This is a genomic window from Cellulophaga fucicola, assembly GCF_900119145.1.
GTDB classification, from domain to species: Bacteria; Bacteroidota; Bacteroidia; order Flavobacteriales; family Flavobacteriaceae; genus Cellulophaga; species Cellulophaga fucicola.
Genome location: NZ_FPIY01000002.1, coordinates 515,290 through 531,046, shown reverse-complemented (window position 1 = coordinate 531,046; position 15,757 = coordinate 515,290). Strand labels below are relative to the sequence as shown.

Below are 15,757 nucleotides of genomic sequence, written 5' to 3'. Positions count from 1 at the left end.
GTTTAGTCTTATGTAAAAATAAGTAATTAAATAATAAGTAATAGTAAAATAAGTTTTGAATAATGAGTATGTCATCTATTCAAAACTTATTAACTAGTTGTGAGTTTGTATTGTTTTTAGCTTGATTTACCCTAGTATCATCCCTGCAATAGTAGCAGAAAGTAACGAGGCTATAGAACCGCCTAAAACAGCTTTAAGTCCAAGTTCTGATAGTGTTTTTCTTTGGCTAGGAGCTAAAGAGCCAATACCACCTATTTGTATGCCAATTGAAGCAAAGTTGGCAAAGCCACAAAGCATGTAGGTAGCCATTAAAATAGACTTGTTGTATGTAAAGTGAGGGTTAGCAACAACATTTTTAAGTTCTGCTAATTGTTTGTATCCAATAAATTCACTTGCGGCTAATTTTACACCTAACAATTGTCCCATAAGCATAATGTCTTCTTTGGCAACGCCAATTAGCCACATTAATGGAGCAAAAGTGTAACCTAGAATAAATTCTAATGATAAGCCATCGTATTGTGAATGGTTAGCGTCAATTATTGCGTTAAGTGATGTAAAGTGCCAAGAGATGTCTAAAGATTTAATTGTAATGCCATCAAAACTTGCTGCGCCGCCTAAAATGCCATTGATCATTGCTATAAGCGCAACAAACACTAAAAGCATAGCGCCAACATTTACGGCTAGCTTTAAACCTTCAGTTGTTCCGTTTGCAATGGCATCTAAAATGTTAGCACCTATTTTGTCTTGAGAAACGTGTACATCTGTGTCAACTTTTTCAGTTTGTGGGTATAAGATTTTAGAAATTACAATAGCACCAGGAGCAGCCATTACTGATGCGGCTAATAGATGTTTTGCAAATTCAAGTCTTAGTACTGGGTCATTTCCTCCTAAGAATCCAATGTAAGCAGCTAAAACAGCACCAGCTACCGTAGCCATACCGCCAACCATTACTAATAGAATTTCAGACTTATTCATTTTTTCTAAGTAGGCCTTAATAAGTAGAGGTGCTTCAGTCTGACCTAAAAATATGTTACCTGCAACAGATAAACTTTCTGCTCCAGATATGCCAAGGCTTTTTGATAGTAACCAAGCAAGTGCTTTTACAACTTTTTGTATTATACCTAAGTAAAACAATACAGATGTTAAGGCAGAGAAAAAGATAATTGTTGGTAGTACTTGGAAAGCAAAAATGAATCCAAATTTATCCATGTCTGTTACTAGGCCTTCAAATAAAAATTTACTTCCCTTGGTGGTAAAATCAAGTATGCTAACAAAAACTTTACCTACACTATCAAAAACAATAGCGATAAATTCAATTTTTAATACGCCAATAGCTATAATTAGCTGTAATCCTAGTCCAATACCAACTGTTTTCCAGTTTATGGCTTTACGGTTAGCACTAAATAAAAAAGCTATTAATATTAAAACGGCCATTCCTAAAAGACCACGTAAAAGGCTGTTTATAGAAAAACCTTGGTTTTCTATAATTGGAGTTATAGTATCGTTAGTTGTAGTAGTTTCTATAGTTTGTGCAACTACTTGTACAGGAATAGAATCTTGTGCTATAGACGGAAATATAACAAAAAAAGTAATAAGGAAAATCCAGTAACTTTTTTTCATAATAAGTTGTGTGTAAATTGGTTATTTTCTTTTCGAGATTTCATCTCTAAGTTTAGCTGCTTTCTCATAGTCTTCATTAGCAACAGCTTTATTTAATTCTTCGTGCAGTTCGTTAATAGTTAACTCTCTGTATGCATCAGAAGGATTAGATTCTATTTCTACAGTTTCACCTTCTTGTAGAATTTCATCAACCATAATACTATCATCTTTATCAGGATCTTCATCTTCTTCTTTGGAAGAGAACTTTAAGAAAATACCCGCCTTGTCTAGTATAGTTTTGTATGTAAATATAGGTGCATCAAAACGAAGTGCTAATGCAATTGCATCACTAGTTCTAGCGTCTATAATTTCTTCGACCATATCTCTTTCGCAAATAATACTAGAGTAGAATACGCCATCTACTAATTTGTGTATAATTACCTGTTTGATAACAATGGCAAATCTATCTGAAAAATTCTTAAAAAGATCGTGTGTTAGAGGTCTTGGAGGTTTAATTTCTTTTTCTAGGGCAATCGCTATAGATTGTGCCTCAAAAGCACCAATTACTATAGGTAGTTTTCTATCGCCATCTACTTCATTTAATATAAGGGCATATGCGCCATTTTGCGTTTGGCTATAAGATATTCCTTTTATTTTTAGTCGTACTAAACTCATATAAACATTTAAAATTACTAAGGGCTGTTTAAATAAAAGGGGTTTCCTTGTATTTAAACAGCCCTTTAGTATGGGCACAATTTATAAAAAATTAAGCGTTTTGAGCTTTAAATTCTTTTAATTTTTCTATTAGCTTAGGAACTACTTCAAAAGCATCGCCTACAATACCGTAATCTGCAGCCTTAAAGAAAGGAGCTTCTGGGTCTGTATTTATAACAACTTTTACTTTAGAAGCGCTAATACCTGCTAAGTGTTGTATAGCTCCAGAAATACCAATTGCAATGTATAAATTACTTGCTACTGGCTTTCCTGTTTGGCCTACGTGCTCACTATGAGGTCTCCATCCTAAATCTGAAACTGGTTTAGAGCAAGCTGTTGCAGCACCAAGTACGTCTGCTAATTCTTCTATCATTCCCCAGTTTTCAGGACCTTTTAATCCTCTACCTCCAGATACAACTACGTCTGCATCTGCAATAGTAGCTTTGCCTACAACTTTGTCTACTTCTATAGATTTAGTAGAGAAATCTGCGTCTGATAATGTTGGAGAAAAATCTTCTGCTGTTGCAGTTGTATTATTTTCTATAGCGCCAAAAGAATTGTTAGATACACCAATAACTTTAACATCTGTGCTAATAGTTGTGTGTGCAAAACCTTTGTTGCTAAAAACTGTTCTTTTTACTTTAAAAGGAGATGTGCTATCTGGAGCAGTAACTACATTAGGCGCGTAGCCAGCTTTTAATTTTGCTGCTACTATTGGTGCTAAATATTTACTATCTGTGCTAGAGCCAATTACAACAACTTTAGATCCTTCTTTATCTGCTGCTTCAGTAATTGCGTGTGCAAAAGCTTTAGCGTTAAAGGTTTTAAGATTATCGTTGCTAACATTTAATACTTTAGTAACACCGTAGTTGCCTAAAGCGTTATTACTGTCTGCATTAAATGAGATAGCAGTAACTGTTGTTCCTAATTGTTGTGCTACAGCGTAAGCATAAGAAGCTACTTCAAAAGCACTCTTTTTAAATTTTCCGTTTTCCGATTCTGTATATACTAAAACTGACATAATTAGATTGCTTTTGCTTCGTTATGTAATAAGTTAATTAACTCGTCTATATTATCTGCGTCTACCAGTTTAACAGCGCCTTTTGCGGCAGGCTTGTCAAAACTAACATCTGTAGTAGCTGCAGTAGCATCTGTTGGTTCTATAACAGTTAATGCTTTTTTACGAGCCATCATAATACCTCTCATATTTGGTATTCTTAAATCGCTTTCTTCAACTAGACCTTTTTGTCCACCTATAACTAAAGGTAATGATGTGCTAATTTTTTCTTTACCGCCATCAATTTCTCTAGTAGCAGTAACAGTATCGCCATCAATCTCTAAACTTGTACAAGTGTTTACAAAATTCATATCTAATAAGGTAGCTATCATTCCAGGAACCATACCACCATTGTAATCTATAGATTCACGACCAGCAACAACTAGATCGTAAGCACCATTTTTAATAACCTCTGCTAATTGCTGAGCAACAAAGAAACCATCTGTTGGTTCTGCATTAACACGTATAGCTTCATCAGCACCAATTGCTAATGCTTTTCTTATTGTAGGCTCTGTTGTTGCTCCGCCAACATTAACAACGTGTACAGTTGCTCCTTGTTTTTCTTTAAACCACATTGCTCTTGTAAGTCCAAACTCATCATTTGGGTTAATTACAAATTGTACACCGTTTGTATCAAACTTAGTATCTCCTTCTGTAAAGTTAATTTTAGAAGTAGTGTCTGGTACGTTACTTATGCAGACTAATATTTTCATCTTTTTATCATTTTTATAATAACTTCGCTAAGATAACCATAAATTTTATAATTTACTATGCATGCATAATAAATTTTATTGATTTTTTGCAGCTTCGTTTCCTATAGTTGAAAGATTATTTCCTATTTTTGCTTGCGTTTTTATCGATTATATTAATTTATTCCACATAAATGAAAACATTACAGTTTAGAGAGGCTATTGCTGAGGCTATGTCTGAAGAGATGCGAAAAGATGAATCTATCTACTTGATGGGTGAAGAAGTAGCTGAGTACAATGGTGCATATAAAGCATCTAAAGGTATGTTAGATGAATTTGGTGCAAAAAGAGTAATAGACACTCCAATTTCTGAGTTAGGATTTGCTGGTATAGCTATTGGTTCTGCAATGAACGGAAATAGACCTATAGTAGAGTTCATGACATTTAACTTTTCTTTGGTTGGTATAGACCAAATAATTAATAACGCTGCAAAAATTAGACAAATGTCTGGCGGACAATTTAATTGTCCTATTGTATTTCGTGGGCCTACGGCTTCTGCGGGTCAATTAGCAGCAACACACTCGCAAGCTTTTGAGAGTTGGTTTGCAAACTGTCCTGGTTTAAAGGTGGTTGTGCCATCTAACCCAATGGATGCAAAAGGGCTGTTAAAGGCAGCTATACAAGATGATGATCCTGTTATTTTTATGGAGTCTGAACAAATGTATGGTGACAAAGGTGAAGTGCCAGAAGGTGAGTATACATTACCTTTAGGTGTTGCAGATATTAAAAGAGAGGGTACAGATGTTACTATTGTTTCTTTTGGTAAAATTATAAAAGAAGCTTACATAGCTGCAGATGAGTTGCAAAAAGAAGGTATTAGCTGTGAAATTATAGATTTAAGAACAGTGAGACCTTTAGACTACGATGCAATTTTAAAATCTGTTAAGAAAACAAATAGATTGGTTGTATTAGAAGAGTCTTGGCCTTTTGGTAACATTGCTACAGAAATTACATACCATATACAATCTAATGCTTTTGATTATTTAGATGCACCGGTAGAAAGAATAAATACAGCAGATACACCTGCTCCTTATTCTCCTGTGTTATTAGCAGAATGGTTGCCAAACCATAATGATGTTGTTAAGGCAGTTAAAAAAGTTTTATACAAATAAGAAACTAGTTTTTTATAAAGTATTTAAGCTTTGTCATTTATGACAAGGCTTTTTTCTTTTTTTTAAATGTAGTTCGCTTTTAAGAATTTAATGCTATGAGGAAAATTTTTTTCGTGCTATTCTGTTTTGTTACGCTTGTAAACTTTGCGCAAACAAAGGTTAGTGGTGTTGTTATAGATGAATTTGGTGAGCCGGTTGCATTTGCAAACGTATTATTTAAAAACTCTACAGAGGGTACAATTACTAATGACGATGGTCGCTTCTATATGGAGTCACCAAACAATCATAGTATTCTACAAATATCATTTGTTGGTTATGAAACTTTAAACTTAACATTAGAAACAAAAGTTACCTATAAGATCGAGGCTATTCTAAAAGAATCTGGCGAAGAATTAAACGAAGTTGTTATTTTCTCTGGAAAACTATCTAAAAAGAATAATCCAGCTATAGATATTCTTAAAAAAATATGGACTAAAAAAAGAGAAAACGGCTTACGTAAATACAAACAATACGAGTATGATAAGTATGAGAAAGTAGAGTTTGATCTTAATACAATAGATAGTGCTTTAATTAAAAGCAAAATGTTTAAAGGTTTAGAGTTTGTGTTTAAAGATTTGGACACTTCTAGAGTAACTGGAAAAACATATTTACCTATTTTTTTAAATGAGACTTTTCATAAAGTAAATGGAGATAATGTTTTAGGTGTTAAAAAAGAAAAATTACAAGGAAGTAAAAATTCTGGTTTTTCTAACAATCAAGCTATAACAGCATTTGTAGAAGATCTTTATACAGACTACGATATTTACAATAACTACTTAAAGTTTTTTGATAAGAGTTTTACAAGTCCGCTTTCTAAAACAGGAATAGACGTTTATAATTATGCATTAGCAGACAGTGCTTTTATAGATAATAAGTGGTGTTACAATATTATATATTATCCAAGACGTAAAAATGAACTTACATTTAAAGGAGATTTTTGGGTAAACGATTCTACATACGCCATTAAAAAAATTAATCTAGAGGTTACAAAAAGCGCTAATATAAACTGGGTAAAAGAAATTTATATAGAACAGGAGTTTGATGTTGTAAACGATTCTGTTTTTCTTTTAAAAAGAGATTATATGTTAAGCGATTTTAGTCTTAACAAAAAAGAAAAATCTAAAGGTATTTACGGGAAGCGTACTACTATTTACAACAATTATAAGTTTGATAATCCTAAGGAAAGAAAATTTTATAAAGATACAGGAGATGAATATAGTCCGGCTGCTTTTAGTAGGGATGACGAATTTTGGACAGAAAACAGGTTAGAAAGACTTAATAAGGATGAAAAAGGAGTGTATAAACTTTTAGACACCTTAAAGACGGTTCCTAAATTTAATACGTATTATAATATAGTTAGTATTCTAGGATCTGGTTATGTAGAGATTGATAAGTGGAATTTAGATATTGGTGATGTTTATAGTGTTTTTGGCTATAATGATGCAGAAGGAGTACGTGTACGTGCAGGAGCCAGAACTTATTTTGGGCAAAATGACCCTTGGCGAGTAGAGGGCTATTTGGCATATGGTTTTGATGATGATAAAGTAAAACACGGCATTTCTGGTAAATGGTTGCTCGATAAAAAGAGTAGATTAATAGTTTCTGGTGGTCATAGACAAGATATAGAACAATTGGGCTTAAGCTTAACTGCTACTAATGATGTATTGGGTAGAAGTATTGCATCTTCCTCTGTATTTACAGTAGGTTCTAATGATAGGTTAACAAATATAGATTTATCGGCCTTTAGTTTAGAAGTAGAACCAATACATAATGTAAGGTTGCGTATGGGTAGTTCATACAGAAAACTTAGCTCGGCTTTACCAGATGCTTTTAGCTTAGATTATGTAGATGCAGAATCGCCAACCGGGTTGTCATCAGAAATAAAACAATTAGATTTTACAACCACATTAATTTACACGCCAGGTAAACGAACTATTGGTTATGGTGTAGAACGTAAAGATATTAATGACGAGTATAGTACTTTATTATTTAATTACTCTAAAGGTTTTAAAGGACCAATGGAAAGCGATTTTGAATTTGATAAAGTTCAGTTTTCTTATGGTCAACCTTGGCAAATAGGAGGTTTTGGAAGATTGTATAGCACAGTAGAAATAGGTAAAACGTTTGGTGAAGTTCCTTTAGGGTTATTAAATGTAATTCCGGGTAACCAAACTTTGTTTTCTATTTACAATACTTTTCCTAATCTAGATTTTTACGAATTTGTTACAGATACATATGCATCTGTACATTTAGAACATAATTTTAACGGTAGAATTTTTTCTCGTATACCATTTATGAGAAAATTAAACTTACGAGAAATAGTAGGTTTAAGAGGTGTTTGGGGCGAGTTGTCATCAGAAAATGTTGCCTTAAATGCACCAACAAGTATTCCTTTAATAGCACCATCGGATGAAATGTATTGGGAGTATTCTTTTGGTATAGGAAATATATTTAAAGTTCTGCGAGTAGATTTTAATTTTAGAGGTAATTATTTTGATAATCCAAACGCAAGACCTTTTAGCGTAACTGGCTCTTTTGGATTTAATTTTTAATACTAAGGTTTGATTAATTTAAACTAAAAAAAACTTTCTGTTACTACAGATTACACTATTTTTGTATAATAATTTATAATAAGAATGACTAAACAAGGAAAAACATCTTTTGATGTATTAATAGAGATTCCAAAAGGAAGTAGAAATAAGTACGAATACGATTTTGATTTAAAAAAAATACGCTTTGATAGAATGTTATTTTCTTCAATGATGTATCCTGCAGATTACGGTTTTATTCCAGAAACTTTAGCATTAGATGGTGACCCATTAGATGTGTTAGTTTTAGGGGGTGAGCCAACTTTTCCAATGTGTGTTGTAGAGGTTAAACCAATTGGGGTTTTTCATATGGCAGATGAAAAAGGACCAGATGAAAAAGTTATCTGTGTACCTGTATCAGATCCAATCTGGAATATATTAAATGATTTGTCTGATATGAATCCACATCAGATAAAAGAAATAGAACATTTCTTTCAAGTTTATAAAGATTTAGAAAAGAAAAAAGTAGATGTAGGTGGTTGGGGAGATGCCAAAGAAGCTTATGCTATATTAGATAAATGTATAGAAAGATATAATGAAAGTGAATTTAAAGAAAAAGACGCTTTTAAGATATAACTAGTAAATCATTAATATTTTTATTAAAAACCCTTTCATATGACAAATATGAGAGGGTTTTTTTGTTAAGTTTCATTTTATTACATTTACTAGGCTAATAATTAAACAATAATAAAATATGGAGTCAATAATGATTTACGTGCCAATAATTTTGGCAGTATTAGGACTGGTTTATATGGTTATTAAACAATCCTGGGTTATGAAACAAGATGCCGGAGATGGTAAAATGAAAGAAATTTCAGATCACATCTACGAAGGTGCTTTAGCTTTTTTAAATGCTGAGTATAAACTTTTAGCAATTTTTGTGGTAATAGTAAGTATACTGCTTACCATAGTATCTGTGGTTGTACCCACAACACATTGGCTTATAGTTATTGCTTTTATATTTGGAGCTGTATTTTCTGCATTTGCGGGTAATATAGGGATGAAAATAGCAACAAAGACAAATGTAAGAACAACACAAGCGGCGCGTACAAGTTTACCAAAGGCATTAAAAGTTTCTTTTGGTGGTGGTACAGTAATGGGCTTAGGAGTTGCGGGTTTAGCTGTTTTGGGTTTAACCGCATTCTTTATAATTTTCTTTCAGTTCTTTATGGGAGGACAATGGACTACGACTGGTGATATGACTATAGTATTAGAGACATTGGCTGGTTTTTCTTTAGGAGCCGAATCTATTGCCTTGTTTGCACGTGTTGGTGGTGGCATTTATACCAAAGCAGCCGATGTTGGAGCAGATTTAGTTGGTAAGGTAGAAGCAGGTATTCCAGAAGATGATCCACGTAACCCTGCAACTATAGCAGATAACGTTGGTGATAATGTTGGTGATGTAGCAGGTATGGGAGCTGATTTATTTGGGTCTTATGTAGCAACGGTTTTAGCTGCAATGGTTCTGGGTAACTATGTAATTAAAGATATGGGCGGATCTATTTCTGATGCTTTTGGAGGTATTGGTCCAATTTTATTGCCAATGGCAATTGCAGGAGTAGGAATTATTATTTCTATTATTGGTACGCTATTGGTAAAAATAAAAAGTAATGATGCTAAAGAGTCTCAGGTAATGGGAGCTTTGAATCTAGGTAACTGGACATCTATAATTTTAGTAGCAGCTTCTTGCTATGGGCTAGTTACTTGGATGTTGCCAGAAACTATGAAAATGGAATTCTTTGGTGAAGGTGTATTAGAAATTTCTGCGATGCGAGTTTTCTATGCTACACTAGTAGGTTTAGTTGTTGGTGCTGTTATTTCATCTGTAACAGAATATTATACAGGATTAGGTAAAAAACCAATTTTAAAAATAGTACAACAATCTAGTACTGGTGCAGGAACAAATATAATTGCAGGTCTAGCAACAGGGATGATATCTACTTTCCCTTCTGTGTTATTATTTGCAGGCGCTATTTGGGCTTCGTATGCTTTTGCAGGTTTTTACGGTGTGGCTTTGGCAGCTTCTGCTATGATGGCAACAACTGCTATGCAATTGGCTATTGATGCTTTTGGTCCAATATCAGACAATGCAGGTGGTATTGCAGAAATGAGTGAGCAAGAACCTATTGTAAGAGAACGTACAGATATATTAGATTCAGTTGGTAATACAACTGCAGCAACTGGTAAAGGTTTTGCTATTGCATCGGCAGCGTTAACTTCGTTGGCATTATTTGCTGCCTATGTAACATTTACTGGGATAGACGGAATTAATATTTTTAAAGCGCCCGTTTTAGCAATGTTGTTTGTTGGTGGCATGGTGCCAGTAGTTTTTTCTGCTTTAGCAATGAATGCAGTTGGTAAAGCAGCTATGGAAATGGTACAGGAAGTACGTAGACAGTTTAGAGATATTCCAGGTATTATGGAAGGTACGGGAAAACCTGAATATGATAAATGTGTTGCAATTTCTACAAAAGCATCTTTAAGAGAAATGGTGTTGCCAGGATTGTTAACTATAGGTTTTCCGTTAGTTATTGCTTTTGTTCCTATGATTTTTGGAATGAAAAATATGGCTATTGCAGAAATGTTAGGTGGTTATATGGCTGGTGTAACTGTAAGTGGCGTATTATGGGCAATTTTTCAGAATAATGCTGGTGGTGCTTGGGATAATGCTAAAAAATCTTTTGAAGCGGGAGTAGAGATTAATGGGGAAATGACTTATAAAGGATCAGATGCACACAAAGCAGCAGTAACAGGAGATACAGTTGGTGATCCATTTAAAGATACTTCTGGACCGTCAATGAATATTCTAATAAAACTAACTTGTTTAATAGGTTTGGTTATTGCTCCTATTTTAGGCGGACATATAGAAGATGGTGTAACATCAGAATTACATCAAACTAAAAAAGAAATAAAAGTAGAGTTTATAACTAATAATATAATAACAGCTGTAGTTGCCAATACAAGAATAGATAGTAAGGGTAATGTAGATCGTGATGTTGAAGTGTTAAATGGCTCAGAAGAAGAATTAAAAACTAAAATAGCAGCTTTAGAAGTAGGGGAAAACATTAATGTAAACATTACAAATAATAGAAAATCTAATTTTTTAAATTAAAAAGACGATTTTATTAAACAAAAAAACCACACTTTATAGTGTGGTTTTTTACTTGTAAATTATAGTCTTAAGGTTTAAATAAACCGTTTATTTCTGCATCAATTTTGTTAATTACAAAACCTAAATCTTCAGGGTCATCAACAAAGTTTAAATTATCTACATCAATAATTAATAAGTTTCCTTTATCATAACCGTGTATCCAAGCTTCATAACGTTCATTTAATCTGCTTAGATAATCTATAGAAATAGTATTCTCATACTCTCTTCCTCTTTTGTGTATTTGGTTTACTAAATTAGGAATAGAACTTCTTAAATAAATTAGCAAATCTGGTGGTTGCACTAAGCTTTCCATTAACTCAAAAAGACTTGTGTAGTTTTCAAAGTCTCTGTTGGTTAATAGTCCCATTGCGTGTAGGTTAGGAGCAAAAATAAAGGCATCCTCATAAATGGTTCTGTCTTGTATTATGTCTTCGCCACTTTCTCTAATTTGTAGAATTTGTCTAAACCTACTATTTAAAAAGTAAATCTGCAAATTAAAACTCCAACGTTCCATTTGGTTGTAAAAATCATCTAAATATGGATTGTCTACTACATCTTCAAAATTTGGTTGCCAATTAAAATGTTTGGCTAGCAATCTGGTTAGTGTTGTTTTGCCTGCACCTATGTTTCCTGCTACTGCAATATGCATCTTCTGTCTGTGTTTTTAGTTTCTATTAACCATAATAGGGGTCGCACAATATACAAGATAAGACTAGTATCTAAAAATGTTTAGACTATTAAAGCAAAACTTTTTAGTGTTTATAGCTCACCTCTACTAATTTTACAAAGTTACAACGATAATATGGCCCAAAAATGTATGTTTAAATTCATTTTAATTAAATTTTAACTAAAGTCAATTAAACTATATGTAAAATTTACAGTCTAAACCTTTGAAAACTAACTATCCCCTTAGGATAAAAACCAATAAATAATGAAAAATATTTTTTTAGCAATTTTTACTTTAGTGTGTATTATGCATACAGGTACTGCTCAGGACTTTCAAGGAAAGGCTATTTATGAGACAAAAGTTACGGGAACTCAAGATTTTGGAGGTAGAGATATGCCAGAAGCTCGTAAAAAAGAAATTATGGAGCGTATGAAAAGCGCTATGGAGAAAACATACATTTTAACTTTTAACAGAACAGAGTCTTATTACGTAGAGGATGAAAAATTAGAAGCTCCAGGTGGTGGTGGTCCAGGTTGGTTGCGTTTTGTGGGTAGCGGTACTACTGGTAAATATTATAAGAATATTAAAGATCAGACCTATACCAATCAAATAGAAATGTACAGTAAGAATTTTTTAATAAAGGATGAGCTAAAAAAGCCAGACTGGAAAATGGGTTCTGAAACAAAAAAAATAGGAAATTATACTGCATATAAAGCAACACTTACTACACCTATAGATACTACAGGTATGGGGGCAATGTCAAAAATGTTTAGACGTGGTGGTAATGCAAATAGACCAGAACGTAAAATACCTACAGAGAAAACAGTAGTTGCTTGGTATACATTAGATATCCCTATTAGTCAAGGACCTGCAGAATATTGGGGTTTACCTGGTCTAATTCTAGAAGTAGAACAAGAGAATTCTACTTTAGTTTGTTCTAAAATTATTATGAATGCAGAAGATGTTGTTGAGGTAAAAGCTCCTGAAAAAGGAAAAGATATCAATCAGGCAGATTTTGATGCTTTAATGCTAAAAAAGCGTCAGGAAATGATGCAGAATTTTCAGCAAAGAGGCCGTGGTGGTAGAGGTCGTTAACTAATAACAGTACTTAATAAATTTAGCAATGAACAAATTCATAAAGATTTTTATGGTTATAGCTTTCTTAGGCTTAACCGGAGCTACTTATGCTCAAAAGGTAACTGTTACTGGTGTTGTTACAGACAGTCTTAATAACCCGTTAGAAATGGCAAATGTTGTTGCTATAAATAATGAAACAAAGGGGTTAGATGGTTTTGGAATTACCAATGAAAAAGGTATTTACAAAATGAATGTAAACGAAAATACCAAGTATAATATTAAAGTAAGTTACCTAGGTTATAAAACAAGAGAGATTGTTTTAGATACTAAAACTGCTGATATAACAAAAAACTTTATACTATTAGATGAAGCAGAAAGTTTAGACGGAGTAGAAATCACTTATGAGATGCCTGTAAGTGTTAAAGGTGATACTATAGAATACAATGCAGATTCTTTTGCAACAGGAACAGAAAAGAAATTAGAAGATATTCTTAAAAACTTACCAGGAGTAGAGGTTAATGATGATGGAGAAATTGAGGTAGAAGGTCAGTCTGTTGGTAAAGTAATGGTAGAGGGTAAAGATTTTTTTGATGGCGATAGTAAATTAGCTTCTAAAAATATACCTGCAAATGCGTTAGATAAAATTCAAGTTTTAAAAAACTATAACGAAGTAGGACAACTAAAAGGTGTTACAGACAATCAAGATAGTTATGCAATAAACATAAAACTAAAAGAAGGTAAAAAGAACTTTTGGTTTGGAGAAATTACTGCTGGTGTTGGTAATGACGAACGTTATATAGCACATCCAAAATTGTTTTACTACAATCCAAATTATAGTATAAACCTAATTACCAATTTTAATAATATTGGCGAAGTAGCCTTTAGTCGTAGAGATTACTTTAGGTTTACTGGAGGTTTTGGCGGTGGAGGTAGTTCTGGAAGCGGAACTAGTTTTAACGTAGGTTCTAGTGATATGGGCTTTTTAACAGTGCAAAACAATAGAGCAAAAGAAATAAATTCTAAGTTTGGAGCTGCTAACTTTAGCTATTCACCTAAGAAAACTTGGGATCTTAGTGGTTTTGCAATTTATTCTGGGAACAATACAGATATGCAACAAAATACATTTAGACAGTACAAGTCTAATGCAGATGGAACACAACCTTCTCCGGATGAATCTACAGAGAGTTTAACCAACCAAAGAAGTGATTTAGCATTGCTAAAACTTAGCTCTAGTTACAAGCCAAATGCAGATAATCATTTCGATTATGATATTTTTGGTAGAATATCTAGTCAAAAAGAAGTGCAAGATTTATTTTCTACATTAACAGGTAATATAGACGAGGTACAAAAACAAGACCCGTATAGCATTAACCAAAATGCAAATTATTACTATACTTTAAATGCTAAAAATATCTTTGCAGTAGAAGCGCAGTATTTAATACAAGAAGAGGATCCTTTTTACAATGCAGCTTTAGCGCAGAGTGATCAGTTTAGATTAGATGAAGTTTTAGGAATGGATCAAAATCAAGATGGTTTTGATGTTGTACAAGACAAACTTGTAAAAACAAATAAGCTAGACGCTAAAATTGACTACTGGTATATTACAGGAGATAAGAGTAATGTAAAATTTACTTTAGGTTCTTTGTTAAGTACACAAAAGTTTAATTCAGAGATTTTTCAAATATTAGATAATGGCAATAAGTTTACGTTAGATAATGCAGTTAGTTCTGTAGATAATGATGTTAAGTATAACTTTAGCGATGTTTATTTAGCTTTTGAATATAGGGTAAAAGCCGGTATTTTCACCTTCACTCCAGGAGTGTCTGTACATAATTACACTACAAAAAATGCACAATTAGGCTCTACTGTTACAGACGATTTTGTTCGTTTGTTGCCAAGTTTTACAACAAGAATGCAGTTAAAAAAGAGCGAAGATATTAACTTTAACTATAGAATGACAACTAGTTTTTCTGATGTTAACCAGTTTGCATCTTCTTTTGTAATGAACAATTATAATTCACTTTTTCAAGGAAACAGAGATTTAGAAAGTGCATTATCTCATAATTTATCTCTGCGTTACAACAACTTTAATATGTTTAATTTTAGTAATATTAGAGCATCTGTATCGTATAACAAAAGAGTAGATCAAGTACGTAATATATCAGATTTTTTAAGTTACGCTAATCCAGATTTTCCTGCGACTTCTAATGATGAGTTTATAGAAACATCTAACAGAATATCGTCTCCGTTTAACTCTAACTTTGCAGATGAGACTTTTTCTGCAAACGGATCTTTTGAACGTACATTTGGTAAAATAAAAGGTGGTTTAGGTGCAACTATGAACTATTCTAAGTTTAACCAAATAGTAAATAATGAGCAAGCAGTTAACGAGTCTTTTACAACAAGCTATAGAGGTAGTTTAGGAACTCGTTTTTTAAATGCGCCAAATATAGAGTTTGGTTACAATTTGTCAATTAATAATTACGAACAACCAAATGGTTCTAGCATTAAATATTTTACACATAGACCAAGCGTAAAATTGGATGCATCATTCTTAAAGAGCTTTATATTTAACGCAGATTACTCGTACTACAATTATAAAAACGAGGTAGAATCTTTAAATACGTATACTTTTATGGATGCTTCTTTAGGTTATCAAAAGAAAGATAGTCAGTGGGAATATATTTTGGGAGTAACAAACTTATTTAATACAAAATCTTTAAATCAAGATAGTGACAATGCCTTGTTTGTAAGCACAAGCGAGTATTTTATACAACCTAGATATGTAACTTTAAAAGTTAGATACAACTTATAATAAAACATTATTTGTTATGTAGAGGCTATGGTTTACAAATTAATTTGTATCCATAGCCTCTTATTTTTTCGTTAAAACTATTTTAGAACCAATCTAATTTTATACTTTTGCAGTCTAAATTAAGAGGAAGGATTTGACTGATTGCAACCTCGTATACTGATACTCAGTACTACAAAAAATGCTAAAACA

At 32.7% G+C, this 15,757-nt stretch carries 11 protein-coding genes; 6 read left to right on the top strand and 5 right to left on the bottom strand.

Going from position 1 to position 15,757, the window contains the following annotated elements; genetic code table 11:
* Positions 1-126: 126 nt before the first annotated feature.
* The 4 genes from BT107_RS08645 to BT107_RS08630 form a co-directional block, all read right to left on the bottom strand.
* Positions 127-1,620: a NupC/NupG family nucleoside CNT transporter gene (locus BT107_RS08645; protein WP_072303387.1), complete on the bottom strand. Its 1,494-nt coding sequence runs from the start codon at positions 1,618-1,620 to the stop codon at positions 127-129.
* Between the two features lie 21 nt (positions 1,621-1,641).
* Positions 1,642-2,274: a bifunctional nuclease family protein gene (locus tag BT107_RS08640; protein ID WP_072303386.1), complete on the bottom strand. Its 633-nt coding sequence runs from the start codon at positions 2,272-2,274 to the stop codon at positions 1,642-1,644.
* A 91-nt stretch (positions 2,275-2,365) separates the two neighbouring features.
* Positions 2,366-3,334 carry an electron transfer flavoprotein subunit alpha/FixB family protein gene (locus BT107_RS08635; RefSeq protein WP_072303385.1) on the bottom strand — a complete coding sequence of 323 codons (969 nt, stop codon included), beginning with the start codon at positions 3,332-3,334 and terminating at the stop codon, positions 2,366-2,368.
* Positions 3,335-3,336: 2 nt separating this feature from the next.
* A complete protein-coding gene (locus tag BT107_RS08630; RefSeq protein ID WP_072303384.1) occupies positions 3,337-4,083 on the bottom strand; it encodes an electron transfer flavoprotein subunit beta/FixA family protein in 747 nt (248 codons plus the stop codon).
* A 170-nt stretch (positions 4,084-4,253) separates the two neighbouring features.
* Here BT107_RS08630 and BT107_RS08625 point away from each other — a divergent pair, with 170 nt between their 5' ends.
* The 4 genes from BT107_RS08625 to BT107_RS08610 all read left to right on the top strand — a co-directional run bounded on the left by BT107_RS08625 (position 4,254) and on the right by BT107_RS08610 (position 10,970).
* A complete protein-coding gene (locus BT107_RS08625; RefSeq protein WP_072303383.1) occupies positions 4,254-5,231 on the top strand; it encodes a pyruvate dehydrogenase complex E1 component subunit beta in 978 nt (325 codons plus the stop codon).
* Between the two features lie 95 nt (positions 5,232-5,326).
* Entirely contained in the window at positions 5,327-7,822 is a 2,496-nt protein-coding gene (locus BT107_RS08620; protein ID WP_072303382.1) for a DUF5686 family protein, read from the top strand.
* A gap of 84 nt (positions 7,823-7,906) precedes the next feature.
* The gene (locus BT107_RS08615; protein WP_072303381.1) at positions 7,907-8,434 is read left to right on the top strand and encodes an inorganic diphosphatase; all 528 of its coding nucleotides are present in this window, start codon (positions 7,907-7,909) and stop codon (positions 8,432-8,434) included.
* Between the two features lie 118 nt (positions 8,435-8,552).
* The gene (locus BT107_RS08610; protein ID WP_072303380.1) at positions 8,553-10,970 is read left to right on the top strand and encodes a sodium-translocating pyrophosphatase; all 2,418 of its coding nucleotides are present in this window, start codon (positions 8,553-8,555) and stop codon (positions 10,968-10,970) included.
* Positions 10,971-11,037: 67 nt separating this feature from the next.
* On the opposite strand, the gene BT107_RS08605 is transcribed toward BT107_RS08610, so the two are convergent.
* The gene (locus tag BT107_RS08605) at positions 11,038-11,658 is read right to left on the bottom strand and encodes a deoxynucleoside kinase (protein ID WP_072303379.1); all 621 of its coding nucleotides are present in this window, start codon (positions 11,656-11,658) and stop codon (positions 11,038-11,040) included.
* Between the two features lie 282 nt (positions 11,659-11,940).
* On the opposite strand from BT107_RS08605, the gene BT107_RS08600 reads away from it, so the two are divergent.
* A complete protein-coding gene (locus tag BT107_RS08600) occupies positions 11,941-12,771 on the top strand; it encodes a GLPGLI family protein (RefSeq protein ID WP_072303378.1) in 831 nt (276 codons plus the stop codon).
* Between the two features lie 28 nt (positions 12,772-12,799).
* A complete protein-coding gene (locus tag BT107_RS08595) occupies positions 12,800-15,568 on the top strand; it encodes a carboxypeptidase-like regulatory domain-containing protein (RefSeq protein ID WP_072303377.1) in 2,769 nt (922 codons plus the stop codon).
* The last annotated feature ends 189 nt before the right edge of the window (positions 15,569-15,757 follow it).